The sequence below is a fragment of the Corynebacterium sp. ACRPZ genome (assembly GCF_022346205.1).
Lineage (GTDB): Bacteria > Actinomycetota > Actinomycetes > Mycobacteriales > Mycobacteriaceae > Corynebacterium > Corynebacterium lehmanniae.
In genome coordinates this window covers 117054-140546 of the sequence record NZ_JAKRMR010000004.1, presented here as the reverse complement: position 1 = coordinate 140546, position 23493 = coordinate 117054, and the positions used below count along the sequence as shown (strand labels likewise).

Sequence of the window (23493 nt, the reverse complement as noted above, 5' to 3'; positions counted from 1 at the left end):
CACGGAAAAGAACACAGAAGAACACGGAAAGAAAAGGACCAACATGCTGAAATCCAAGGTGCTCGCACTCGCCGCCACGGCTGCGCTAGCCGCCGGCCTGGCAGGCTGTTCGCAGGACAGCACCGACGCCGCAGGCGGCAAAGACACCCCCGTGGTACTCACCACGTTCACGGTGATCCAGGACATCGCTTCGAACGTCGCCGGCGACCACCTGCGGGTGGAGTCCATCACCAAACCCGGCGCGGAAATCCACGGCTACGAGCCCACCCCGGGCGACATCTCGCGCGCCTCCGACGCCGACCTGATCCTGGACAACGGCATGAACCTGGAAAACTGGTTCTCCCAGTTCGTCGCCGACCTGGACGTGCCCCACGCCGTGGTCAGCGAAGGTGTCGACCCGATCGACATCGCGGAGGACGCCTACGCCGGCAAGCCCAACCCGCACGCCTGGATGAGTCCGGTGAACGTGCAGAAGTACGTGGACAACATCGTCGACGCGTTCAGCGAACTCGACCCGGAGCACGCCGATGATTTCAAGGCCAACGGCGAAACATACAAGCAGGAACTGCAGGCTGTGCAAGACGAGCTGGAAACCAAGCTCGCCGCTGTCCCCGACAAGCAGCGCGCCTTGGTCACCTGCGAAGGTGCGTTCTCCTATCTGGCTCGCGACGCGAAGTTGACCGAGCGCTACATCTGGCCGGTCAACGCTGAGCAGGAAGCCACCCCGCAGCAGATCGCCGGCGCGATCGAGTTTGTGAAGGAAAACAACGTCCCGTCTGTGTTCTGTGAATCCACGGTCTCTAACGCGCCGATGATGCAGGTCGTGAAGGCCACCGGCGCGGAGTACGGCGGCACCCTCTACGTCGATTCGCTTTCTGAGGAAAACGGTCCGGTGCCGACCTACCTGGATCTGATTCGCCACGACACGAAGGTGATCATCGACGGTTTGAACGGGGGCAAGCAGTGATCCCCGCAATCGCGGTTGACGATGTTGCGGTGCGCTACGGCGACGTCGTCGCGCTCGACGGCGCAACTTTGAGCGTCCAACCAGGCCGTATCTGTGGGCTGATCGGGATGAACGGCGCGGGCAAATCCACGCTACTCAAGGCGATCATGGGGTTGGTCAAGCCGGATCGCGGCACGGTTCGTATCAACGGCATCGACCCCATGCGCGCCCGCAAGACGCAGGTGCTGGGCTACGTCCCGCAGAGCGAGGACGTGGACTGGCAGTTCCCGGTCACAGTGCGTGATGTGGTCATGATGGGCCGCTACGGCCACATGGGCTTTACCCGCCACGCGCGTGCGGAGGACATTGCGGCTGTGGATCGCGCGCTTGAGCGCACCCACCTTGAGTCGTTCGCAGACCGCCAGATCGGTCAGCTTTCGGGTGGCCAGAAGAAGCGTGCCTTCATCGCCCGCGGTATCGCTCAGGGTGCGAGCATCATGCTTCTCGACGAACCCTTCGCCGGCGTGGACAAACATTCCGAGGCCACCATCACTGAGCTGCTGCGTGACCTCGCGGCAGAAGGCACCACTATTTTTGTGGTGACGCACGACCTGGTTGCCTTGCCCCAGCTCGCGCCGGAGACAGTGCTGTTGAACCGCCGGGTGTTGATGCACGCCCCGACTGAAGTGGTGTTAGAGCCGGACAATTTGGTACAGGGCTTCGGTATGGGGGTGTCAGCATGATTGCGCTGCTTACGGAGCCGTTTGGGTACGAGTTCATGATGCGTGCGCTTGCGACCTCGCTGGTGGCGTCGATTGTCTGCGCGCTGTTGTCGTGCTGGCTGGTGTTGGTTGGCTGGTCGCTGATGGGCGATGCGGTAAGCCACGCTGTCCTGCCCGGCGTGGTGCTGGCCTACATTCTGGGCGTGCCGTTTGCCGTCGGCGCGGTGGTGTTCGGGTTCCTTGCGGTGGCACTGATCGGGCTGGTGCGCGATACGTCCCGGGTGAAGGAGGATGCGGCCATTGGCATTGTGTTCACCACCATGTTCGCGCTGGGGCTCGTGCTCATTTCGGTAACCCCTTCGCACACGGATCTGAACCACATCATCTTCGGCAATCTGCTTGGTGTGTCCCGTGGGGACCTGCTGCAGGTGGCCATCCTGGGAGCGATCGTGTTGAGCGCGCTGGTGCTCAAGCGGCGCGACTTCACCCTCTACGCGTTCGATCCCACCCATGCACACGCGATTGGGTTGAATCCGCGCCTGCTCGGTGCGGCCCTGCTGGCACTGCTGGCGCTGACGTCAGTGGTGGCACTCCAGGCCGTTGGCGTGATCCTGGTGGTGGCGATGCTGATCATCCCGGGTGCGACCGCCTACCTGCTCACCAACAAATTCGGCACGATGCTGATCATCGCCCCGACCATGTCGGCGGCGTGTGCGATTGTGGGCCTGTACTGCTCCTACTACCTGGACACGGCCTCTGGCGGCATGATCGTGCTCGCCCAAGGTGTGGTGTTTGGTGTGGTGTACCTGTTCGGCCCGCATGGGGTGCTGCGGGGTCGTCGTTACGCATCCACGCGCACGAAGACGGAATCCGTGGCTTCCTCGCCGAGCGGCACCGCCTCCGCCGCGCCGGCAAGCCGGACCGCGACCGCGCCGGAGTAAGGGGCACCCTCTCCCACCTCGAGGGTTGCGCCGACGACGAGCCCGTGACTGTCGAAGAATTGCAGCAGTTTCGGGTCGTCGTCGGCAATGCGTTCAATCGTGGCCTTCTGCCCCGGCTGCACGCCGGTCAGTGGGACGGCCTCGGGGGCATCAACACGCCCGCTGGCTGAGGGGATGGGGTCACCGTGGGGGTCGCGGCTGGGGTAGTCCAAAAACGCGTCGATGCGGTCGACCATAAAGTCGCTCACCGAGTGTTCGAGGTTTTCGGCCTCGTCGTGCACCTGGTCCCAGGTGTAGCCCAACGCCTCCACCAAAAACGTTTCAATCAGGCGGTGGCGGCGGATCATCGCCACCGCGTACGTGCGGCCTGTGTCGGTCAGCTCGACGGCGCCGTAGGGCTTATGTTCCACCAGGCCCTGCTCGCCGAGTTTGCGCACCCCGTCGGAGACGGTGGATTTGCGCAGTCCAAGGTGCTTGGCCACTGACGACGGCGTCACCGGCGTATCTGACCACTCCGAAAGCGCCCAGATGCCTTTGAGGTAGTTCTGGGTGCTGGTGGACAGGTCGCCGACGGACATGCTCGCCACTCTACTTGGCGGCGCGCATGCGCCTACGCGGTGTCGCCGCGCCGCGCTTGCCTGCGGGATTGGCCTAGGCGTGCCGGTGCCCAGCGCGGCAGGGCCACGTCGCGGCCGAACAGGCTGACCACCTTGCGCTCGTAGGAGTCCAGCACCTCGGTGTAGTAACCCAGCAGCTGGTCGCCGAGTGCGGCCCAGGTCTTGTCGGCCACGGACTCGCGGGCGGCGGCCTGCAGGGTGGCGTGGCGGACGTCGTCGAGGATCCAGCGCGCGGCGTCCGGCAGCTCGTCTTCGAAGGTGTCCACCTCAAGCAGCAGGCCGTTGTCTCCGTGCTTAATCAGGTCGATGGGGCCGCCGGCGCGCGGGCCGATCGTCGGCACGCCCGAGGCCTGCGCCTCCTGGATGGCCTGGCAGAACGTCTCAAACTCGCCGGTGTGCACGAACAGGTCCAGCGACGCGTAGGCGCGGGCGAGCTCCTCGCCGGACAGCGCGCCGGTGAACACGGCGGAAGGCAGGGTCTCGGCAAGGCAATCCCGCTCCGGGCCGTCGCCGACGATGACGAGTTGGACCGCAGGGTCGTCGACAAGCGGGGCAAGGCGGTGCACCGACTTCTCCGCGGCCAACCTGCCCACGAAGCCGACGATCTTCTTCTCGCCCGTGGGATCCCACATGCGGCGCAGCACGTCGGAGCGCTTTGCCGGATTGAACAGCTCGGTGTCCACGCCGCGGCCCCAGTGGCGCACGTTTTTGATGCCGTGGGACTCGAGCATGCGGATGTAGCTCGACGACGGCGCCAGCGTCATCTCGCTCATATTGTGAATCGTGCGCGTCCAGTCCCACGCCAAATTCGCCACCATGGGCAGGTGGTACTTGGTGGCGAAGCCGGCGACGTCCGTCTGGTACAGCGCCACCGCCGGCACGCCGAGCTGGCGCGCCGCGAACGCGCCCGCCCCGCCGAGGACGAACGGGCTAGCCAGGTGGATGATGTCCGGCTTGAACCCGGACAGCGCCGCGGCGACGGTGGAGGTGGGCACGCCGATCGGCAGCGAATCCACCAGCGGGACCATGACGGTAGGCACGCGGACGATCTCGAAACCGAGGTAGTCCGGGATCTCGTCCTGAAAGTCGCGCGCGCCGGGTGCGACGACCATCGCCTCGTGGCCTTCGCGCTTGAGGTGCTCGAGCACGCGCAGCACCGAATTGGTCACTCCGTTGACGTTGGGGAGGAAAGACTCCGCCACGATTCCCACTCGCATAGCCACATACTTTTGCACACCCAGGCGAACCACCGCCCAACCGCAGTTAAACGGCGCGTGAATTTTCGCAAACGCTACGTTGGGGCCCATGGAGCACAACCTATGACATGGCCCATATCCGGTCCGGCCGCTGGTACTTGCCGGGCGGCGAGGAGCCAAGCGCCTGCAGCGCCGAGGTGTGCCGCGCGCTGCGCGAGCTCAACGGCCCTGCCCTGACGGATCCACAACGCTCGGCCGAGCTGCTGCGGGAGATTTTCCCGCAGGGCGAGCTGCCCGAGGTGTTCGCCCCGCTGTACGTGGAGCTCGGCGCCAACACCGAATTCGGCCCGGGATGTTTCCTCAACTTCAACTGCGTCATCCTGGACCTGGCAGACATAAACATCGGCGCGAGGACGCTGTTCGGCCCCGGCTGCCAGCTCATCACCGTGGAGCACCCGGTGACGGATCACGCCCGCCGGGCGCAGGGGTGGGAGCGCGCCCGCCCGATCACTATCGGCGAGGATTGCTGGTTCGGCGCGGGCGCGATGGTGATGCCGGGTGTGAGCATCGGCGACCGTGTGGTGGTGGCCGCGGGGTCGGTGGTCACGCGCGACGTCCCCAGCGACACCTTGGCCGCGGGGGTGCCGGCGGCGCGGAAGCGAGAGCTTATCGACGTTCCTCCGGCCCCCAACGCCCAACAGCAAACCACGCCCCGGCCGCGATGAGCGTGGCCACCGCCCACGTCGACAGCGCAGGCAGAAGCGCCAGCGCCCAGCCGCGGCCTTCCACCTTGACCAGGTCAGGGTCGGTTTTGTCGTAGGTCACCCACACCTGCTGCCCCTCCCCCAGGCCGGTCGGGTACAACAGCCCGCGCGGCGGGGAGACCAGCTGGCCGTCTTCGGTCTGGTACTCCACAAAGGTGCGCATGCGCCCGGCTTCGGTGACTATCGCGGTGCCGCGGCCGGGGTTGGCCTGGATGCGGGCGTCGTTGAGCGCGGGACCTGCGACCATGGCCACGCTGCCGAGGGTGGCAAAGGCGTAGAGCGCGAGCACCACCTGGTGCGCGCGGCGGCGCCACCTCATCGGTTCAGGCGCGCCGCCAACGCTCGGCGGGTGGTGCGTGTGGTGGCGGCCTCCACGACGGTGATCGGGTTCGGCTGCGCCTCGAGCTCCAGCAGCACCTCGTTGAGCTCGGCGAGGGTGTCGGCGCGCCGGTAGTCGGCGCCGTACGCTTCCGCCAGCTGCTCGATGTCCGCGCCGTGCGGCGTGCCGAAGACCCGCTCAAACGCGCCGCGGAGGTGATCCGCACCCGGCTCGAGGGCTTCGAAGATGCCGCCGCCGTCGTCGTTGGCCACCACGATGGTGAGGTTGCCCGGGCGCGGCTCGTCGGGCCCGATGAGCAGGCCGTTGGCGTCGTGGAGGAAGGTCAAATCCCCCATGAGCGCGACGGTGCGCGGGGCGCGGATCTCGTCCGGGCGCAGCGCCTGGGTGGCAAGGGCCACGCCGACGGCCTGGGAGACGGTGCCGTCGATGCCCGCAGCACCCCGGGCGGAATAGGTGTCCACGCCGTCGAAGGGCATGCCCACGAACGACGCGTCGCGCACCGGGTTGGACGAGCCGAGCACCAGCGTGTCGCCGACACCGAGGGTGTCGCACACCGCGGCGGCGACGTGCAGACCGGTGAACCCGAACTCGTCTTCCGTGAGCGCTTGGCGCACGGTTTCGGCGCCGACGTCGCCGGCGGCCTCGCAGATCTTCAGCCACGTGTCCGTGGGCTGGCCGGTGGCGTTGACCCGCGAGCCGCGCTTATCCGGCTGCCCGGTGAACGTCTCGGTGCGCGAGATGCCGACGACCTCGATGTCCGGGTCCGCCAACAACGCCATCACGTCGCGGTGCAGCGTCGGGTGGCCCACCACGATGACCTGCTCCGGCTTGGTGTCGGCAGCGAAGTCGCCCCCGTCGTGGGAGATGGCCACCTCGGACTGGGCGAAAAATCGCGCGGCCAGCGGGTGCACCTGGTGGAACGGCGTGGGCGCGGTCGGCTCAGCGATGGTGGGCACGTGCTCCAGCCCCGGCACCTCCCAGGCCTCGTCGCCGGCAATGACCAGGGTGTTGCGGGTCAGGTCCACGTCCACGACGCCGTGATCCTCCCAGCCGCGCGAGCCCTCGAGGGCGCCCGGCCCGACCCGGCGCGGCTGCCCCACCGGTTCCGGCAGCTGCTCCGGCACGAGCGGGGTGTCCAGGGCCACGTTGATGTGGACCTGGGGGGTGGCAAAGGAGGCCGCGTGGACGTCGTCAAGCGATTGCACCTGCTGCGTTTCGGCGTAACGGCCGAAGATGCCCTGCTGCCAGATGGTCTGCGACGCGCCTGTGCCGACGAGGCGCTCCGGGCGGTCCGCGCTGATCACCGCGAGCGGGGTGTGCGACATGTGCGCCTCAATCACCGCCGGGTACGCGTTGGCCACGGCGGTGCCGGAGGTCATCACCACGCCGACGTGCCGGCGCTGCACCCGTGCGAGGCCGAGGGCGGTGAAGGCGGCGGAGCGCTCGTCGATACGCATGTGCACCGTCACGTCGCGGCGCGCCAAAAGCGCGTAGGCCAGCGGCGAGTTGCGCGAGCCCGGGCTCATGACCACATCGGTGCAATGCTTCGCGACGAGCTCCGCCACCGCCGCCGCAATCTCCATAGCTGCCATCTACTGCTCCTGTAGGTACTCGTCCGCGCCGCCGCGCAGCTGGTCCAGAATGTCGCGGGCGCCGTCGCGGATCTCGCGCTCGATCTCGTTCGGATCCGGCGCAGGCTCCATCGGCTCCAGCGTGGCGGTGGGGTTGTCCCGGTCCCGGAAAATGGACGGGAACTTGGTGGTGGTCTCCGTCTTCGTTTCCGTGGTGGTCTGGGTAACCGTGCTGGTCTCCGTCACCGGCGGCTTGTCCGCCTCCGCCGCCGCGCCGCGCCACAGCACGGCCAGCACCACCGCCGCGATGAAGCTCAACGCCGCGAACACGCCAAGTGCGATCGCGCCCGCCGAGGTGCCTTTCTCCGGCTCCGGCTCGTAACCATTGTCGTAGTACGGCTGTTCGTACTCGTACTGTGGCTGGGCGTAGTGCTCCTCGTAGCGCGGCTGCGCCTGTTGCTGGTACTGGTTTTGGGACTGGTCCGGGAAGTACTGCCGGGGCCGCTCGCGGCGCGGCTCGCCACCCTGGGGGCCGTACTGTCTCGTCTCGTTATCCATGCGAAATACACTAGCGCGCCCCGCCAAATGCTCTTGACGGGGCGCGGAAGTGTCGGGCTATAGAAGCTTTACAGCACGAGCCCGAACACGGGCACCGCGATGAAGTATGTCGCCAGCGTGATCAGCACCATGGCGATGGCGTTGAGCCAGACGCCGCCCTTGATCATCTCGCCCATGGTGACGTAGCCGGAGGAGTACGCGATCGCGTTCGGCGGGGTCGCCACCGGCAGCATGAACGCGCAGGTGGCGGACAGTGCCACCGGGATGGCGAGCAACATGACGTTCATCTCCGTGGCGTCGGTAAGCCCGATGCCCACTGCCACGCCGCCCATGATCGGCAGGAACGTCGCGGCGGTGGCGGTGTTGGACGTCAGCTCCGTCAAAATCAGCACAAGCGCGGCGACGGCGAGGATGAGCAGGAACATCGGCAGCGACGACAAGCCCTTCGCCTTCTCACCGATCCACAGGGACAGACCGGTGGCGGTGAACATGCCGGACAGGGAAAGCCCGCCGCCGAACAGCAGCAGCACGTCCCACGGCATCTCGTTGGCCGTCTCCCAGTCCAACAGGCGCTTGCCGTTGGCGGTGCCGGGCACGATGAACATGAGCAGGCCGGCGATAATGCCCACAATCGCGTCGTCGTACGGGAAGTCCCAGCCGAACTGGCTGCGGCCAAGCGGGATGAAGATCCACGCCAATGCGGCCACGAGGAAAATCACACCGACTGCGACCTGGGGGAAGGTCCAGGGGCCGAGCTTTTTCAGCTCGGCGTCGATGAGCTCGCGCCCGCCCGGGATGGTGTCCACCTCAGGCTTGAACACGGTGATGAGCACCCACCAGGCGATGAAGGTGAACACCACGGCCACCGGCAGGCCCACCAGCATCCACTCGCCGAAACCGATGACGATGCCGTGAGCCTCTTCCATGTAGCCCTTCAGCAGCGCGTTCGGCGGGGTGCCGATGAGCGTTGCCAGCGAGCCAATCGACGCCGAGTACGCGATCGCCAGCATGAGCGCGGTAGCGAACTTCTTCTGGTTTTTCATCCCGCCGACGGTGTCCGCGGTGAGCATGAGCACGGAGGTGCCGATAGGCAGCATCACCACGGCGGTTGCGGTGTTGGACACCCACATGGACATAAAGCCGGTGGCGAGCATGAAGCCTAAGATGATGCGCTTCGGGCTGGTGCCCACCACCTTGACCACCATCAGCGCCAGGCGGCGGTGCAGGTTCCAGCGCTGCAGGCCCAGCGCCATGAGGAAGCCGCCCATGAACAAAAAGATCGTCGCGGAGGCGTACGGCGAGGAGACGTCCTTAAACGGCGCGACACCCGCCAGCGGGAACACGGCAATGGGCAGCAGCGCGGTGGCGGCTAGCGGGATCGCCTCGGTCATCCACCACGCGCCCATGAGCACGGTGGTGGCGGCGACGATGCGCATGGTGTCCGCGGAGTACTCCACGCCCTCCTTCGCGCCGGAGGACTGCGCGACGGTCTCCGCCGCGCCAGAGGGGAAGAAGATGTAGACGAGCACGGCCAGCACCACACCGGTGATCAGGCCGATGAGCTGGCGGCGCCACTCGCCGGGTTCGGGCGCTTTGGCGAGGTCGCCGTCTGAAAGTGCGGCGGATTCGTGGGTCACGGGAGTCGACATGGGCGAAAGAGTAGCGGACACCCCCTATCCCACACACCCGTTTCCGGAATTACACCCGGATTCGGGGGTCTTGCCGCAGTACGTCTACGCAGGCGCGGACGCGGTCGAACCACCAGTCGCGGCGCTCGGCGGGCGCACGCAGCGCGTGCAGCCTGTCCGGATCGGGGGTAGTGCGGGAAACGGCCATACGCCCGCGCACGATCTCGCGCGGCTCGGCGACGTCTTCGACAAACAGCCGCTGCGTGGCCAGCCCCGCCGCGCGCGAGCCGGCGAGCTTGGCGGCGATAAGCCCCGCGTCCATGCCGACGGCGGTGTCCAGCGCGCTGGCCACGGTCACACCGAGACGCAGGTCGCGGGCAATCCGCAGAAGCCTATCGACGCCACCTAACGGCGCGACCTTGCACACCGCCACATCAGCCGCCCCGAGCTCGGCCACACGGTACGGGTCGGCGGCGCGTCGGATGGACTCGTCCGCCGCAATCGGTGTCTTGGTGCGCCGTCGAACCTCCGCGAGTTCCTCCACGGTGGCGCAGGGCTGCTCGATGTATTCCAGCTCCCCCAGCTTCTCGGCGGCCTCGACGGCCTCGTCGACGCTCCAGCCGCGGTTGGCGTCCACGCGCAGTGTCGCGTCGGGGCGAAGCTTGCGGACGGCGGCGACGCGCCGGAGGTCGTCGTCAAGCGTCTGCCCCTTCTCGGCGACCTTGATTTTGAAGGTGGTGACGCCGGGGTAGCGCGCGAGCACCGGCTCGACGTCCTCCACGGCCGGGATGGTGCCGTTGACCTCGACTTCCCCGTGCGCTTCTGGCAGGCCCGTGAACGCGGCTTCGATGCCGGACGCGAGCCAGGCGGCGGACTCCTGCGGGCCGTATTCGGTGAACGGGGAGAATTCGCCCCAGCCGGCGGGGCCGTCGATGAGCAGGGCCTCGCGGGTGGTCACGCCGCGGAATTTCACGGCCATGGGCAGGGCGACGACGTGGGCGCGCTCGAGGATTTCGTCGGCGGAAGGCAGCATGGGTGCTTTATACCTCTTTATAGGTTGGGGTAGTTATAAAGAGTTATAAAGCAGGCGCATCGGCCAGTTCGCAGGACACTGCCCATCAAAGCAAAGCCGCCTGACTAGAAATGTCCGTGAGTACGATTACCCCATGCTGTACTCCACCGCCCAGCCCTTCGATCTCGCGCAGGGACCAACGGCAGGCAACATAACACTATGGGTCCTTTCAGTGATTCCGTCGAGGTCAGCACAGTTGGAATAACCTGCGACATCGTGAAGGCCCTCGCGTACACGCCCCATAACAATTGATTACGGCGCGGCATCCTCAGCCCATTTATAGAGACGCCCGCTGCCTGCAACGAATGCGTAGAGAAGAATCGGATAGAGCAAGGAAGCCGCAGAAAGTCCCCCCTGCCAAAACCCGATGACACCGGGGATGTACGCCGCAAACAATGGAGCAAAGGAACTGGGCAGAAATCGCCTGGGCTTCGTGCGGGAATACCTGGGAACCAAATAGAAGAGGGCTCCAAACACAATTACGGCTGCGGAGATGCCCCAACAATATTCAGCTGCAGACTGTGCATTGGTAATGCACGAATAAGCCAAGCCCAACGCGGGCACCGTCAGCGCGACCAGCCACGAGAGATTGAGGCCCCTCTCCCGCCTAGTGAGCCTGGCAGAGTGAAGATTTGCTCCAGAGATCGGCATCAGCTAAGCACATCCCTGCGTGTAGTGTTCCGGAGTTACTCCTAACGATGGAGGAGAAACGCTGCCCGTAGCGCCAACTTTGAGCGCGAGACATTTGTCCTGCGCCACCGCCGCTGTTGCCCAGACGGTCACGTTAACACTATTGTCTGCCCACCACGCCCCTAATACCTCGCCGAACGGGGGCGGAACCAGAACCCAGAAAGGTGAAATTGCTGCCCCCGCTGCCGATGAGGCAGCCATTCGCCGAGTTTCTTCCTTGCTGAAGTAAATATGACCGCTGACAATCCCCCAATTCACGCGGGGATCGGCTTCAATGGGATAGGCCACGTCGGGTTGATTCACCTCGACAACTTGGGTGAACGTATCGCCAGCGACTTCGTAGTGGGTGGGGAGCGCCTTTCAGGCAGCGTCGCGCGCCCACGGAGCGTCAATGAGCGCCACATCAGATCCGTCAACTCGGACGAGTAGAGCGCCACTGTTCCGATCGACATGCAGGTCAACCTGACCATCCGCCTCTACCCTGAACGACTTTTGATGTTCCTCTACGGGCGACTCAATACTCCACTCGAGTTGCACCCCCGAAGGAGTATCGATCTTCTCCCCGATCCCACCTCCCGAGGCATTCCGAATTGTAATGCTCTTTGCGGATGGAGAGACGCTACGCGCAGCGTCACTGTTGTTGTTCACGGTTACAATCTGATCTGAGTCGGTGACGTCTTTAGCATTCGCCTTTTCGGTCACAAATCCGCCGGAAAGGATCACCGAAACACAGAGACTTGCGAGCAATTTCTTCATGGACTACTCCTTGTGTCGACGCGAATCCAATACTCACGCATTGAATTAGGGCTGTCCCCAAAACCAGGGACTGCGAGCTCCCTCTCCGAAGAGTCGGCCACTCGACTTAGGTTCTCCAGCCAAGAGGCTAGAACCCACATCCCGCGGGCGCAACCCGATTTTGAAAGTCGGCACTAAAGTAGATGAGAATTGCGTGAGTTTGCGCACGGGTGAGAATGATGGAAGGTATCGTCCGCACCCTTTACACGACAGTGGTGACGCCGTAAGCAAAAACCGACGCGAGCGATGTCGGAAAGGCCGTGGTTTTCACGATTACCCCCCCGCCTGAGGTAAGCAATACCTAACTTCGGATTTCTCCACACTTCTGTTGTGAAATTGGCGACACGTAGGATGAGCCGCATGAGCTACTCCACCGCCCAGCCCTTCGACCCCAGCCAGTGGCGCGAGGTCGAGGGCTTCGATTTCACCGACATCACCTACCACCGCCACGTGGGCGACACGCGTGCCGACGGCACCGTGCGCATCGCGTTCGACCGCCCCGAGGTGCGCAACGCGTTTCGCCCCCACACCGTGGACGAGCTGTACCAGGCGCTCGACCACGCCCGGTGCGACCCGTCGGTGGGCGTGGTGTTGCTCACCGGCAACGGACCGAGCGAGAAGGACGGCGGCTGGGCGTTTTGCTCCGGCGGCGACCAGCGCATCCGCGGCCGCTCCGGCTACCAGTACGCGGGCGGCGAGACGGCGGAGACCGTCGATGAAGCGCGCGTGAAGGCCGAGGGCGGGCGCCTGCACATCCTGGAGGTCCAGCGTTTGATCCGCACGATGCCGAAGGTGGTCATCGCCGTGGTGAACGGTTGGGCGGCCGGCGGCGGGCACTCGCTACACGTGGTGTGCGACATGACCATCGCTTCGAAGGAGGAGGCCAGGTTCAAGCAGACCGACGCGGACGTGGGCTCCTTCGACGCCGGCTACGGCTCGGCGTACCTTGCCAAGATGGTGGGCCAGAAGTTCGCCCGCGAGATCTTCTTCCTGGGCCGGACCTACTCTGCGGAGGAGATGCAGCGCATGGGCGCGGTGAACATCGTCGCGCCGCATGCCTCGCTTGAGGACGAGGCGATCCAGGTCGCCCGCGAGATCAACGGCAAGTCCCCCACCGCGCAGCGCATGCTGAAATTCGCGTTCAACTTGGTCGACGACGGCCTGATGGGCCAGCAAGTCTTCGCCGGCGAGGCCACCCGCCTGGCGTACATGACCGACGAGGCCGTCGAGGGCCGCGACTCTTTCCTAGAGAAGCGCCCGCCGAACTGGGAGGAATTCCCCTTCTACTACTAGGGCTGCTCGGCCGCGCCGGCGAGCAGCTTCTCGACGGAGATCGCGCCGCCGGCGAGGCGGAACTCCTCCTGCGCGTCAGCGAGCAGCTGGGGGTCGTTGAGGATGTCCGCGATGGTTTGCGCCAGCCCGACCGCGGCGTCGAACGCGCCCTCAAACGCCTGGTCCGAGATCGCCGCCGCGGCGAAATCAGTGGTGTGCAGCGCGGTGCCCTCCGGCGCGATCTTCACCAGCGGATGGATGCCCGGAACCAGATGGGACACGTTGCCGAAATCGGTCGACGCGGCCTGCGAATCCGGCAGGGTGCCCGCCGGAAGCACGTCTCTTCCGCGTGACGCTTGCGTCGCACCCCACCGCCGAGCAAGCGTCGCGTTGTTGCGGACAGGCAGCGACATCGGATGTTCGTCCCACTGCGCATCTACGGTCGTGCCCGTCATCAGGGCCGCGCCTTTGAGGATGTCCTCCACGCGCTGGCTTAAGTCCATCAGCGTCTCGGTGTAGAGCGAGCGGACGTACATCTGCAGGGTGGCGGTCTCGGGGATGATCGAGGCGCGGGCTCCGCCGTCGGAAAGCACTGCATGCAACCTGTCCGAAGGCGGCATCTGCTGGCGCAGCAACCCGCACGCTTGATAGGCGAGCGTGGCCGCGTCGAGGGCGTTTCGCCCCATGTACGGCTGCATCGAGGCGTGCGCGGGCACGCCGGTAAACGTCGCGGTCAGGGTGCGGCGCCCCACCCACACGTGGGAGACAAGGTCGTAGGAAAACGGGTGGACCATCACCGCGCAATCGACGCCGTCCAGCATCCCGCCGCGGATCATGTACTCCTTGCCGGTGTGCCCCTCCTCCGCGGGGGTGCCCAGGAACACGATCCGGCCGCTGCCGCTTCCCACGGCACCGAGGAAGGCCCCCACCCCAGCGGCCGCAATGACGTTGTGCCCGCAGGCGTGGCCGATGCCGGGAAGCGCATCGTACTCGGCCAGCACGGCGACCGTGGGATGCACCGTCGAGTCGTAATCGGCGCTGGACCATTCGGCCCGCACTGACGTCGATACGCCATGTGCACCGCGTTCCACCTGGAACCCGTGGCGTTCAAGAACCCCGGCGATCACCGCTTGCGCGTGGTGCTCTTCAAACGCCTCTTCCGGGTGGGCGTGCAGGTCGCGAACGATGTGGTCGAGGTCCGCGCGGACCTTTTCCACCCGCGCCTCCGCGTCCTCCCAGGACTGCAGGTGCTCAGGGCTTCTGGTCCCAAGGTTAAAGTCCGGCTCCGCCTCCGCGAGCCGGTCCTGGACGGCTTCATCCATGCGCTCCAAGAACGCGCTGGAGGGGGCGGTCGGTCGGGCGGGTGGGTCGAAAGTAGACATTGGTGCTCAGCAGTGATCTTGTCGAAAAGGACATTTCGGCCGACGGTAACAAAAAGCCCGCGCACCACGTCGGAGCCAATTCCCCCGCTACTATTAGACACCTGTACGGGTATTTCAGGGCGCTTCAAGGTCCGCGGGTTACGCTCCGGGCATGTTGAGACGAACGATGACAGCCACAATCGTCGCCGCCTCGCTGACTCTGGCCGCGTGCGACGGAAACATTCCAGACACCCCGACCGCCGCTGATGCCGCCGATACCTCCGCGGAGGCGGCACCGCCTGCTGATGCCCCCGCCCCTGCTGAGCCTGCGACCCCGCCCGCCGACGATCCCGCTGCCGACCCTGTCGCGCCGGTTGCGGACGAAGACAACCTCCCCGCGCCCCCGCCATCGTCGGCGGTACCCAACAAGCGCGACGCGTACGCCGCAGCACTTGCGGACCCGGCGCAATACTTCGCCGACCAGGACGGCCTCGACGGCACGTTCACCTACGACCTCATCGATGTCGACGGCGACACCGAGCTCGAGCTGCTCCTGCGCGCCGGCAAGGAAGGCCCGGCACCGGTGCGCGTACTGCAGCTTTTCGACGGCACCCTCACGGCCACCACCGACTACCTGGTGGATTCGACGGAGTCCTACCCCACCGTGTTCACCGCCGGCGTGCAGCCGGGCCTGACGCAGTACGAGACGGACGGCACGACGCTGACCGCGACCCAGTTCGAGCTGCACGGCAACCGCCTGGTCAAGGCGTTCGGCCCGGAGGAGACCGTCGTGGGCAACCCACTGGACAACGTGACCCTGATCCACTGGACCCCCACCACGGACACCGCGCAACTGGCGGAGATGGACCAACCCGACCCGTTCAACGTGCCGCGGGAAGGCACCATGAAGCAGGTCTCGGACATCCCGGAGCTCAACGACCAGTCCTACCGTGTGCAGTTCGGCACTCGCGACCGCGGCGGCCGCATCCCGGTGACCTACCCGGACCTCGGCTGCGCAGGTCTCCTCGAGCCGGTGCACGCCTCCGCCGGCGCAGAGATCCAGGACGGTTTCCGCGAGAACATCACGGAAGGCACCTGCGACAACGGCGGCACCTGGCACTTCTCCATCAACGAGTCCCGCGAGCGCGCCACCTACAACGCCCCCACCGGGCGCTACCACGCGGAAGGCCCGCTCAACCGCGCGGGTTAAGCGCGGCTCAGCGCCGGACCGGGCGCATCCCGCGCAGTACCCGGAGCAGCACAACCACCACCGCGGCTAGCAGGATTGCGCCAACCGCGAGCGCAACCCACACCCGCGGGCCGGTGGCGGTGACGGGCCAGGCGGGCACCGCGGCGATCCACAGGAAGGACTCCGCCAGCACGTCGCCGCCGATGGTGGCAGAGACGATCGTGACCAGGATTGTCGCCGCCAGCGTCCACATCACGCCAAAGCGCACGGTCACGGCGAGCGCGGCGAGGGTGAGGACGGTGCCGGCAATCACGGCGAGCACACCAAAACGCGCGCTCCCAGCCACTGCGCCCGCGAGCAGGCACACAAGCGCAACAATGCTGGTAAACCAGCTCATCAACGCGAGGCCGACTCGCGGGTGCTCCACTTGCATCAGCGCCCATGCCGGGCGGATCCGCGGCCACACAAGCGTGGGCAACACGCCCGCGCCTACCGGGAGGATCGCGTACGCGAACAGCGCCTGGCGCACGTCCGCCGGATAACGTATGGCGAACAGCAGCACCAGTGCGGTGAGCACAAGCACCATGCTTAACGACGGCATCCGCCCCGCCCTCGCAACCCCCTTCCACGCGGACACAAACCCGGTGTGCGCGGGCCTCGGCATGGCCGGCCCAGCAGGCGCGGGCGCAACGACTTCGTGGGTGGTGCGGCGCCTAAAAATGGGTCGCGTGCGGCGCGGGGTGAGCACGGCAGCGGCGAATCCGGCCGTGGCTAGAAGCAAGGTGAGCGCGAGCGCAGGAAACGGCGACTCACCAGCCATGGGCGAGGTGTCCTCCAGCGGCAACAGGTTGAAGTGCATCTCCATCGTGGGCAGCGCCAAGCGCGCGGGCCAGGCACCGGGGTTGCACCACCACCAGCTTCGCTCCACGAAGTACCCGAGCTCGATGGTGAACACGAATGCGGCTACGAGCGTCGGCAACAGCCCAACACGGCGGGTGGCCGCGGCTGCCAGGCCTGCCGGGCCGAGCATGCCGAGCCACACAAACGCAGCGACAAGCGCGACTTTCGCAGCGCCGTCCAGGCCGAACACCAGCGCCGCCGCAACGGGCACCACGAAGTCCAAAATGACGAACACGGCCAGGGCCAGCCACACCACTGTGACGCGGGCGGCGCGGGTGCCCGTGGAAGAGACGGGCCGCCAAAACGTGCCACCGGCGCGGGAGTCGCGCTCGCGGTTTTCAGCCAGTCCCGCAAACAGCGCCGCAACGGGAGCGGCCATGCCAGTGACCAGAAGCCCCTGGGGATACAGCAGGGACGTCGCGGAGCCGACATCGCCGACCAACGAAAAAGCAGTCAGCAACAGGCCAAGAAGTAGCCCAGCTCCTGCGAGCCACCACAGTGTTGAGCCTTTGGCGCGGATCCATTCGGCGCGAAGCAGACTCATTGCGCGCCCCCAGCGGTCAAGCGGAAGAAGGATTCCTCCAGGTTCGGTCCCAGCTCCGCAAGTTCCCCGGCGAAGCGGACGTCGCCGCCGGCAATGACGGTGGCATCGTCCGCCATGTGCAACACCTCGCCCAACTGGTGCGAGCTGACCAGCACAGTGCGCCCGGCGCGGGCGTAGTCCCTCAGGTAGGCGCGCAGGTGGGCGATGCCCTCGGGGTCGAGGCCGTTTTGGGGCTCGTCCAAAATGAGCACCTCCGGCTCACCGATGAGCGCCTGCGCCAGCGCCAACCTGCCCTTCATTCCGGTGGAGAAGGTGCCTGCCTTCTTCTTGCCTGCGTCCTGCAGGCCGACGAGTTGGAGCACCCGGTCCGCCTCCGAGTCGGGCAGGCCGAGCAGCGTCGTGTGCACGCGCAGGTTGTTGCGCGCGCTCAGGTGGCTGTAGAAGGCGGGGTCATTGATCGAGGCGCCCACGTGCCGCAGCGCCTCGCGGGTGAACGGCTGGCCCATTAGTGTCACCTCGCCCCCGTCCGGCTGGATCAGGCCGAGCAGCACCGACATCAGCGTAGATTTCCCCGCGCCGTTTGGCCCCAACAACGCGTGGACACGGCCCGGAGTGGTTGTCAGTGAAATATCGCGCAGCACCTGGTGCCCGCCGAACGAAACTGCGACACCGCGGCAGGCGAGTTGTGTATCGGTCATGCCCCCATCGTCCGCGGTGAGCGAGCCTCACACATCGGCCGGCGGGACCACAGCGCCTCCTTCTCTAGGAGGAGATGCCAGCGCGTTGCGCGATCAGCGCCAGCGCCACCCGGTCGCGTGCGCCGAGTTTGGCCAGCAGGCTGGATACGTGCGTTTTCACTGTGGTTTCCGCGATGTACAGCGCGGCGGAGATCTCTGCGTTGGTCGCTCCGCGGCCGATCTCGGCGAGCACGTCACGCTCGCGGGTGGTCAGCCCCTCCAGCACAGTGGCCGACGCCGGGCTACCTGGACCTTCGCGCACCCACTCCATCACCCTGCCGGTCACGCCGGGCGCGAGGACGGATTCGCCGCTGGCTACCGCGCGCACCGCTCCCGCGAGCACGTCCGGCTCTGCGTCCTTGAGCAAGAATCCGTGGACGCCGGCGGCGATGGCTGCGTGGATGAGCGCGTCGTCGTCGAACGTGGTCAGCATGATCACCCGCGGGCCCAGCTCCATGATTGTGCGGGCGGCGGCGATGCCGTCGAGCACCGGCATGCGGATGTCGAGCACGGCGACGTCGATGCGGTGCGCCCGCGCCTTCTCCACAGCCTCCGCCCCATCGGCGGCTGTGGCCGCGACGGTGATGTCGTCTTGCGCGCCCAGGATGGTCTCGAGTGCGCTGAGCAGCAACGGTTGGTCGTCCGCAAGCAAAATCCGGATCATGCCGCCAACTCCGCCCGCACGGTGAATGCCTCGCCTGCCTGCCATGCTTCGAGCGTGCCGCCGGCGCTCGCGGCGCGCTCGCGCAGGCCTTCCAAACCGACGCCGGTGCCGGGCTGCGGGCACACCCGCCCGGTGGAGACCACCTCCACCACAACAGTCTGCCCCGGTGTCACTTTTACAGAGACGACCGGGTCCACTTGGTGGCGGGCCGCGTTGGTCAGCGCTTCAGCCACGATGCGGTGGATGGCAAGGGAGGTCACCGGAGGGACGCTGATAGGCGGGGCGTCGAGTGTGACCTGCATGCCGGCGTCGCGGAAACGCTGCACCAGCGCAGGCACGTCGCCCACCCCCGCCACCGGCGCGAACCCAAGGTCGCTGTCGCGCAGGCCCCGAACCAGCATGCGTATCTCTGCCAACGACTCCCCCGCAGCCGCGTTGATCTGCCGCAGCGCCTCTCGCTCGCGGCCGGATGCCAACCCGGCGTTCGCCTGCGCCTTTATCAAAGTGAGCGAGTGCCCGAGCACGTCGTGGATTTCGCGCGCGATATCTTGGCGCTCCTGCTGGCGGGCGGCGGCGCGACGGGTCTCTTTCGCCTCCGCTTCGCGGGCACGGGCGTCGTGCTCGGCCGCAAGGTTCGCGCCCAACAGGTACGCCACCGCTGCGACCGCCCAGTGCAGTCCCAATGAGACCGCCCTGTCGGAGCCCTGGCGGTAAAACAGCACGAAGTGCTCATCCCATGTCCACATAAACGGCGACACAAACGCCCACGCGCACGCAGCCGCCAGCACCCCCAGCGCGAAGCGTTTGTCCGCGTAACGGCTGGCCACAAACACGGCCACGGGCACCGCGAGGACCCACAAGGTGTAGCCGATGTTTACCGGCGCTGCCAACCACGCCGCCGCCCAGACCACGTTCAGCGCAACTAGTGCCGCGGCAGAGGTTTTCGGCCGGCTGGTCAGCACACCGAAAAAGGCCGCAAATCCCCAGGACAACACGGCCTGCACCCAACCGTAAGCGTTGGTGGGGTCACCGATCGCGCTCACGGTGTAGAAAGCGGCGAGCACCGCCATAGCCACCGCGAGCACTGCGTCACCCGTTTTCACATGCACGGGCGCCTAGCTTATCGACGGCTCCGCGTCCCCACCTCCTCCCCAAGGAGGAGACCTACTTGGTCAACCCCGGGATCTGCGGAATGGTGGGCAGGCCCTTGACGCCCGCGTTCTGCAGCAGCGCGAACAGCGCGCCCACGGCGGCGAGCACCGCGGCGACGATGCCGATAATCTGCGCCAGCTTGGCGTCGAAGGTCTCCGGTGCCTTCTCGTCCGGTGTCTCCTCAGGGTCCTTCGGTGCGGGGCCCGGCTCAGGCGCGGTGTCGCCAAGGTCGGCGTTTTCCAGCTTCGGCGCCTCCGGCAGCTTTAAATCCTGCGTGGGGAAGATGACGTGGCTGGTGCCGTCGTGGCAGGTCTTGGCCTCCTCGAGCGCGTAGTAGTACGAGCTTTCCAACGTGTCCTGGACTTGGCCGAAGTAGGTCTTCTTCATGTTCGCGGCGAACGCGTCGCGCTGCCAGCCCTCCACATGTCGCAGCCACTGCGCGGTGTTTTTGCCGGTGCGGCCGAACACGTAATCGTCGCCGAGCGGCTGTGCCTTCGGCACCCCGCCGTCAATGCCCACGAACCAGTCGGCGTTGCCTTTGAGCGCGCGACCGGCCGGACCGAGCGGAATCTGGGATCCTTCCTTCATGTCCAGGTAGAAGTCGGCGTCGGTGGTGTGCAGGCCCAGCGGCGCCAGCTTCTCCTTCACGGCGGCGCGGACGTCGCCCTCGGGCGTTTTGTCGTCCCGCAGCAGGCGCAAATGCTTGACGACGTCCGGCTCGGCCACGTAATCGTCGCCAAGCTTCTTAAGCTCCGGGAACGTCGCCTCGAACGCCTCGACGACCGAGGTGGCGTACATGCCGTGCGTGAGCGTTTTCGCGGCGCGTTCGGCTTGGTTGGCGGGGCCGCGCTCGACGTCGTTGAGCGTGACGCGGCAGTAGTTGGTGCCGTCCTTGGTGAACGGGGTCAAGGTGGCGGCGGTAGCAGTGGCAGGGACGGTGAGTGAAAGGGCGGTCGCCGCAGCGACGGCCGGTGCGATGATCTTCCTCATGCTTGTTTTATCGGCGGGCGGTGAGATCTGCGTTACAGGTGACTAGGAGCGGGGCAGCCAGGTCGATAGCTCGATGTCGATACTTCCAGGTCGATAGTTCCAGGTCAGCGCGTCGGGAGTATTTTCGGTTTAAAATCGGCGCAACGCTGTGACCAGCAACTATCAACATCAAGATATCGACCTCGACGCAAACGCCCGTTTATCCGCCCCGCCTATCCCGCCCCGTCGCACCGCTCACCGCGACCCGCCACGACCGCAGCGGTATCGTTTCTGCCATGACGATGGGCCTTCTCATTCTGCAATTCGTCGGCTTGGCCGCTCTCGTGCTGGCCGCGTGGTTTGTGGGGAAGCGCAGGCTCGGCTTCAGGTGGGCGTCGCTCGGCTGGGGCACACTGGCGTTCCCCCTGTCCCAGGTGGCCAGGTTTGCGTTGGTGATCCCCCTGCAGTTCTTGCTCAGCGAAACGTTCGACCCCGCGACAGCCACCGCCCTGACCACTGCGCTGTTCCTGGTCACCTCGGGCCTGTTTGAGGAGACCGCCCGCTGGATCGTGCTGCGTTTCTGGGACAAGAACACGCGCGAGTGGAACGACGGCGTCGGCTTCGGCCTGGGCCACGGCGGCATAGAGGCGCTGCTGCTCTTTACCAACCTGTTTGTCGGCAACATCATGCTGCTGACCACCGGCGACGCGATTAAAGCGCAGGCCACCGGGAACGACGATCCTTCCACCGCGCAAGCCATCGCCGACCAGATTGAGGCGCTGCAAAACCTCGGCATGGGCATGGTCGCCGCAAGCTGGTACGAGCGCGCGCTCGCGATCGCCGCACACGTGGTGTTCACCCTGATCGTGCTGCGCGCGGTGCGCGAGCGCCGCTGGCAGCTCTGGGCGCTGGCGGTTGTGTGCCACATCGGGTTCAACGCCGTTGCCGTGCTCATCGCGCCCCACAGCGCGCCGGTGATGTACGTGTTGCTCACCGCACTCACAGCCGCGGGGCTTTGGGCGACTATCGACGGCCCGCTGTCGCGCAAGGCCTTCGCCCGCACCACTCCCACGAACCCCCTCGAGAACGAAACGCCCGCCAAGTGACCCACCTGCTGGAACTTCTCCCCGTCGACCCCGCCAACCCGCTGGCCATCATCCCCGCGCTGGAAGAGGCCCTGACCGGCCAGCGCACGCTGCTGCCCGTGCCCGCGAACGACCCGGCGCGCACGAACCTGCTGCGCAACACACTCAAACCCGGCGCGCCCATCGACGAAGACATCGCCCTGGTCGTGTCCACCTCCGGCTCCACGGGCAAGCCGAAGGGCGCGATGCTCACGCCAGCGAACCTGATCTCCAGCGCGGACGCCACCCACCAGGAACTCGGCGGCGAGGGCCAGTGGCTGCTGGCCATGCCCGCCGCGTATATCGCTGGCCTGCAAGTCCTCGTCCGCAGCATGGTCGCCGGCGTCGAGCCCGGGTTCATCGACCTGACCCGCGGCTTCAACGTCGCCGAGTTCGCCACCCGCGCCCACGAGCTCGCGCAAACCGGCGAGCGCACTTACACCGCGCTGACCCCGATGCAGCTGGCCAAGGCCACGTCCACGCTCAAGGGCATCGACGCGCTGCGCACGTTTTCCGCGGTCCTCGTCGGCGGAGCAGCAACCAACCCGCGTCTGCTCGACTCGGCTAAGAAGCTGCGCATCAACGTGGTCACCACCTACGGCTCCTCCGAAACCTCCGGCGGCTGCGTCTACGACGGCCGCCCCATCGCCGGCGCCCGCGTGCGCATCCAGAACGGCCGCATCCACCTCGGCGGCCCCATGGTCGCCCGCGGCTACCACCAGCTCGACTCCCCCGACCTCTCCGGCGGCTGGTTCCGCACCTCGGACGCCGGCGAGCTCGACGGCGGCGTGCTCACGGTCCTCGGCCGCACGGACAACGTCATTTCTTCCGGCGGCCTCAAGCTCCACCCCGAGGTGCTAGAAGAGGAGCTTTTGCTTATCGACGGCGTCACCGCCGCCACCGTCATCGGCAAAGACGACGACCGCTTCGGCCAGCGCATCTGCGCCGCCTACACCGGCTCCGCGACAGTGCCCGATATCCTGGACGCCCTCGCCGACGCGGAGGACGCTGGCCGCATCGCGCACTGGCAGATCCCCAAAGAACTCAAGATAGTGGCCGCGTTGCCGCAGCTCGGCCCGGGCAAAGTGGACCGCGCGGCCGTCAAGGAGCTGTTCGACTAAGACGGTTTTTCGGGGGCCTGCATGTAAGCGGCAACACCCCAAACTGCAGCACAGCAAAGAATCACCGGCACAGTGCCTGGCCACTCGATGAGTGCAATACCGAATATCGCAAGCGCCGATATCAAATCTCGAATAAGAAGTGATTGAACCGATTGCTTGGTCCTGTCTGCTTTCAACGCGGCCACTGCAACGAAGCACAGTGCCGCAGCGGCCATGACTGCGAAGAACACACCGGTAACCACAGGTGCATCTGCATAGGTGCCGTCATCGAGGTTGTGGCGTAGCGCAAGAGCAACGCCACCTACTAGCAGCGGACTCCAAAACCGCAGTCCCAGTTTCTTTTGCATAGCGCACGCCCTTTCTCATTCAATCTTTGGCTTAACTGGCGGAACCCCGGCCAACGTACTATGCAACGCCTTTATCTTGGAGCATCGCGCCCGTAATCTTGGCAGCAAAATCGATGAAGAAGCCGATTCCAAGGAGCGCTACTCCACCCGACAGCGCTACCCGGCCAGCTTCATTACAGCTACGACCGGTTTCGCCAGCTGGTGGCGATCTCCCCCTGGTGCGGCGGACGCTTGAGGCGCAGTCCGTCGAGAGACTTGATTTCCTTGTAGCTA

24 protein-coding genes are annotated in these 23493 nt (G+C 66.1%); 8 read left to right on the top strand and 16 right to left on the bottom strand.

The window, feature by feature from the left end; genetic code table 11:
* Positions 1 to 43 precede the first annotated feature (43 nt).
* The 3 genes from MHX64_RS04340 to MHX64_RS04330 are packed head-to-tail and all read left to right on the top strand — an operon-like array spanning position 44 to position 2609.
* The gene (locus MHX64_RS04340; protein WP_239355889.1) at positions 44 to 967 is read left to right on the top strand and encodes a metal ABC transporter substrate-binding protein; all 924 of its coding nucleotides are present in this window, start codon (positions 44 to 46) and stop codon (positions 965 to 967) included.
* Positions 964 to 1689: a metal ABC transporter ATP-binding protein gene (locus MHX64_RS04335; protein ID WP_034997179.1), complete on the top strand. Its 726-nt coding sequence runs from the start codon at positions 964 to 966 to the stop codon at positions 1687 to 1689. The genes MHX64_RS04340 and MHX64_RS04335 overlap by 4 nt, the downstream gene beginning before the upstream one ends.
* Positions 1686 to 2609 carry a metal ABC transporter permease gene (locus MHX64_RS04330; protein WP_239355890.1) on the top strand — a complete coding sequence of 308 codons (924 nt, stop codon included), beginning with the start codon at positions 1686 to 1688 and terminating at the stop codon, positions 2607 to 2609. The genes MHX64_RS04335 and MHX64_RS04330 overlap by 4 nt, the downstream gene beginning before the upstream one ends.
* Here the strand turns inward: MHX64_RS04330 and MHX64_RS04325 are convergent.
* Together MHX64_RS04325 and MHX64_RS04320 are read right to left on the bottom strand one after the other, a co-directional pair.
* Entirely contained in the window at positions 2510 to 3187 is a 678-nt protein-coding gene (locus MHX64_RS04325; protein ID WP_038609549.1) for a metal-dependent transcriptional regulator, read from the bottom strand. The genes MHX64_RS04330 and MHX64_RS04325 overlap by 100 nt on opposite strands.
* Positions 3188 to 3219: 32 nt before the next feature.
* A complete protein-coding gene (locus tag MHX64_RS04320; protein ID WP_181889758.1) occupies positions 3220 to 4443 on the bottom strand; it encodes a glycosyltransferase family 1 protein in 1224 nt (407 codons plus the stop codon).
* A 107-nt stretch (positions 4444 to 4550) separates the two neighbouring features.
* On the opposite strand from MHX64_RS04320, the gene MHX64_RS04315 reads away from it, so the two are divergent.
* Positions 4551 to 5147 (top strand): sugar O-acetyltransferase, encoded by a 597-nt coding sequence (locus MHX64_RS04315; protein WP_239355891.1) that lies wholly within the window; start codon positions 4551 to 4553, stop codon positions 5145 to 5147.
* On the opposite strand, the gene MHX64_RS04310 is transcribed toward MHX64_RS04315, so the two are convergent.
* The 7 genes from MHX64_RS04310 to MHX64_RS04280 form a co-directional block, all read right to left on the bottom strand.
* Positions 5089 to 5505: a DUF3592 domain-containing protein gene (locus MHX64_RS04310; RefSeq protein ID WP_239355892.1), complete on the bottom strand. Its 417-nt coding sequence runs from the start codon at positions 5503 to 5505 to the stop codon at positions 5089 to 5091. The two genes, MHX64_RS04315 and MHX64_RS04310, sit on opposite strands and share 59 nt — an antisense overlap.
* Positions 5502 to 7118 carry a 2-succinyl-5-enolpyruvyl-6-hydroxy-3-cyclohexene-1-carboxylic-acid synthase gene (menD, locus tag MHX64_RS04305; protein ID WP_239355893.1) on the bottom strand — a complete coding sequence of 539 codons (1617 nt, stop codon included), beginning with the start codon at positions 7116 to 7118 and terminating at the stop codon, positions 5502 to 5504. Before menD ends, MHX64_RS04310 begins: the two co-directional genes overlap by 4 nt.
* Positions 7119 to 7655 (bottom strand): hypothetical protein, encoded by a 537-nt coding sequence (locus MHX64_RS04300; protein WP_239355894.1) that lies wholly within the window; start codon positions 7653 to 7655, stop codon positions 7119 to 7121. It abuts the gene before it with no gap.
* Positions 7656 to 7723: 68 nt separating this feature from the next.
* Positions 7724 to 9304 (bottom strand): DASS family sodium-coupled anion symporter, encoded by a 1581-nt coding sequence (locus MHX64_RS04295; protein WP_239355895.1) that lies wholly within the window; start codon positions 9302 to 9304, stop codon positions 7724 to 7726.
* A 49-nt stretch (positions 9305 to 9353) separates the two neighbouring features.
* Positions 9354 to 10316: an o-succinylbenzoate synthase gene (locus tag MHX64_RS04290; RefSeq protein WP_239355896.1), complete on the bottom strand. Its 963-nt coding sequence runs from the start codon at positions 10314 to 10316 to the stop codon at positions 9354 to 9356.
* 693 nt (positions 10317 to 11009) lie between these two features.
* Positions 11010 to 11348, bottom strand: a complete 339-nt coding sequence (locus MHX64_RS04285) for a hypothetical protein (protein WP_239355897.1) — start codon at positions 11346 to 11348, stop codon at positions 11010 to 11012.
* 57 nt (positions 11349 to 11405) lie between these two features.
* Positions 11406 to 11801 (bottom strand): hypothetical protein, encoded by a 396-nt coding sequence (locus MHX64_RS04280; RefSeq protein WP_239355898.1) that lies wholly within the window; start codon positions 11799 to 11801, stop codon positions 11406 to 11408.
* A gap of 399 nt (positions 11802 to 12200) precedes the next feature.
* Between MHX64_RS04280 and MHX64_RS04275 the strand changes: the two genes are divergently transcribed.
* On the top strand, positions 12201 to 13133 hold the full coding sequence (locus MHX64_RS04275) for a 1,4-dihydroxy-2-naphthoyl-CoA synthase (protein WP_085956856.1): 933 nt from the start codon (positions 12201 to 12203) through the stop codon (positions 13131 to 13133).
* Here MHX64_RS04275 and MHX64_RS04270 read toward each other — a convergent pair.
* On the bottom strand, positions 13130 to 14494 hold the full coding sequence (locus MHX64_RS04270) for a M20 family metallopeptidase (RefSeq protein ID WP_085956857.1): 1365 nt from the start codon (positions 14492 to 14494) through the stop codon (positions 13130 to 13132). The two genes, MHX64_RS04275 and MHX64_RS04270, sit on opposite strands and share 4 nt — an antisense overlap.
* Before the next feature lie 166 nt (positions 14495 to 14660).
* Between MHX64_RS04270 and MHX64_RS04265 the strand changes: the two genes are divergently transcribed.
* A complete protein-coding gene (locus MHX64_RS04265; protein ID WP_239355899.1) occupies positions 14661 to 15683 on the top strand; it encodes a hypothetical protein in 1023 nt (340 codons plus the stop codon).
* Positions 15684 to 15690: 7 nt separating this feature from the next.
* Here MHX64_RS04265 and MHX64_RS04260 read toward each other — a convergent pair whose 3' ends face one another.
* From MHX64_RS04260 to MHX64_RS04240, 5 genes are all read right to left on the bottom strand, one after another.
* A complete protein-coding gene (locus tag MHX64_RS04260) occupies positions 15691 to 17106 on the bottom strand; it encodes a hypothetical protein (RefSeq protein ID WP_239355900.1) in 1416 nt (471 codons plus the stop codon).
* Positions 17103 to 17804 (bottom strand): ATP-binding cassette domain-containing protein, encoded by a 702-nt coding sequence (locus MHX64_RS04255; RefSeq protein WP_239355902.1) that lies wholly within the window; start codon positions 17802 to 17804, stop codon positions 17103 to 17105. The genes MHX64_RS04260 and MHX64_RS04255 overlap by 4 nt, the downstream gene beginning before the upstream one ends.
* A 64-nt stretch (positions 17805 to 17868) precedes the next feature.
* Positions 17869 to 18507, bottom strand: coding sequence for a response regulator transcription factor (locus tag MHX64_RS04250; protein WP_239355904.1), 639 nt, complete (start codon positions 18505 to 18507; stop codon positions 17869 to 17871).
* A complete protein-coding gene (locus MHX64_RS04245) occupies positions 18504 to 19616 on the bottom strand; it encodes a histidine kinase (protein ID WP_239355906.1) in 1113 nt (370 codons plus the stop codon). The genes MHX64_RS04250 and MHX64_RS04245 overlap by 4 nt, the downstream gene beginning before the upstream one ends.
* A 55-nt stretch (positions 19617 to 19671) precedes the next feature.
* Entirely contained in the window at positions 19672 to 20649 is a 978-nt protein-coding gene (locus MHX64_RS04240) for a hypothetical protein (RefSeq protein WP_239355908.1), read from the bottom strand.
* A gap of 275 nt (positions 20650 to 20924) precedes the next feature.
* Here MHX64_RS04240 and MHX64_RS04235 point away from each other — a divergent pair, with 275 nt between their 5' ends.
* Both MHX64_RS04235 and menE read left to right on the top strand, forming a co-directional pair.
* Complete coding sequence (locus MHX64_RS04235) at positions 20925 to 21734, top strand: YhfC family glutamic-type intramembrane protease (RefSeq protein WP_239355910.1); 810 nt, start codon at positions 20925 to 20927, stop codon at positions 21732 to 21734.
* Complete coding sequence (menE, locus tag MHX64_RS04230; RefSeq protein WP_239355911.1) at positions 21731 to 22873, top strand: o-succinylbenzoate--CoA ligase; 1143 nt, start codon at positions 21731 to 21733, stop codon at positions 22871 to 22873. The genes MHX64_RS04235 and menE overlap by 4 nt, the downstream gene beginning before the upstream one ends.
* Here menE and MHX64_RS04225 read toward each other — a convergent pair.
* Entirely contained in the window at positions 22870 to 23220 is a 351-nt protein-coding gene (locus MHX64_RS04225; protein ID WP_239307142.1) for a hypothetical protein, read from the bottom strand. The genes menE and MHX64_RS04225 overlap by 4 nt on opposite strands.
* Positions 23221 to 23493 lie beyond the last annotated feature (273 nt).

Bases quoted from the DNA above. Each gene is read 5' to 3' on its own strand.
- menD (WP_239355893.1), bottom strand. From the start codon at position 7,118: ATGGCAGCTATGGAGATTGCGGCGGCGGTGGCGGAGCTCGTCGCGAAG.
- MHX64_RS04315 (WP_239355891.1), top strand. From the start codon at position 4,551: ATGGCCCATATCCGGTCCGGCCGCTGGTACTTGCCGGGCGGCGAGGAG.
- MHX64_RS04240 (WP_239355908.1), bottom strand. From the start codon at position 20,649: ATGAGGAAGATCATCGCACCGGCCGTCGCTGCGGCGACCGCCCTTTCA.
- MHX64_RS04225 (WP_239307142.1), bottom strand. From the start codon at position 23,220: ATGCAAAAGAAACTGGGACTGCGGTTTTGGAGTCCGCTGCTAGTAGGT.
- MHX64_RS04295 (WP_239355895.1), bottom strand. From the start codon at position 9,304: ATGTCGACTCCCGTGACCCACGAATCCGCCGCACTTTCAGACGGCGAC.
- MHX64_RS04265 (WP_239355899.1), top strand. From the start codon at position 14,661: ATGACAGCCACAATCGTCGCCGCCTCGCTGACTCTGGCCGCGTGCGAC.
- MHX64_RS04310 (WP_239355892.1), bottom strand. From the start codon at position 5,505: ATGAGGTGGCGCCGCCGCGCGCACCAGGTGGTGCTCGCGCTCTACGCC.
- MHX64_RS04275 (WP_085956856.1), top strand. From the start codon at position 12,201: ATGAGCTACTCCACCGCCCAGCCCTTCGACCCCAGCCAGTGGCGCGAG.
- MHX64_RS04280 (WP_239355898.1), bottom strand. From the start codon at position 11,801: ATGAAGAAATTGCTCGCAAGTCTCTGTGTTTCGGTGATCCTTTCCGGC.
- MHX64_RS04255 (WP_239355902.1), bottom strand. From the start codon at position 17,804: ATGACCGATACACAACTCGCCTGCCGCGGTGTCGCAGTTTCGTTCGGC.
- MHX64_RS04320 (WP_181889758.1), bottom strand. From the start codon at position 4,443: ATGCGAGTGGGAATCGTGGCGGAGTCTTTCCTCCCCAACGTCAACGGA.
- MHX64_RS04270 (WP_085956857.1), bottom strand. From the start codon at position 14,494: ATGTCTACTTTCGACCCACCCGCCCGACCGACCGCCCCCTCCAGCGCG.
- MHX64_RS04290 (WP_239355896.1), bottom strand. From the start codon at position 10,316: ATGCTGCCTTCCGCCGACGAAATCCTCGAGCGCGCCCACGTCGTCGCC.
- MHX64_RS04340 (WP_239355889.1), top strand. From the start codon at position 44: ATGCTGAAATCCAAGGTGCTCGCACTCGCCGCCACGGCTGCGCTAGCC.
- MHX64_RS04250 (WP_239355904.1), bottom strand. From the start codon at position 18,507: ATGATCCGGATTTTGCTTGCGGACGACCAACCGTTGCTGCTCAGCGCA.
- MHX64_RS04325 (WP_038609549.1), bottom strand. From the start codon at position 3,187: ATGTCCGTCGGCGACCTGTCCACCAGCACCCAGAACTACCTCAAAGGC.
- MHX64_RS04260 (WP_239355900.1), bottom strand. From the start codon at position 17,106: ATGAGTCTGCTTCGCGCCGAATGGATCCGCGCCAAAGGCTCAACACTG.
- MHX64_RS04300 (WP_239355894.1), bottom strand. From the start codon at position 7,655: ATGGATAACGAGACGAGACAGTACGGCCCCCAGGGTGGCGAGCCGCGC.
- MHX64_RS04330 (WP_239355890.1), top strand. From the start codon at position 1,686: ATGATTGCGCTGCTTACGGAGCCGTTTGGGTACGAGTTCATGATGCGT.
- MHX64_RS04235 (WP_239355910.1), top strand. From the start codon at position 20,925: ATGACGATGGGCCTTCTCATTCTGCAATTCGTCGGCTTGGCCGCTCTC.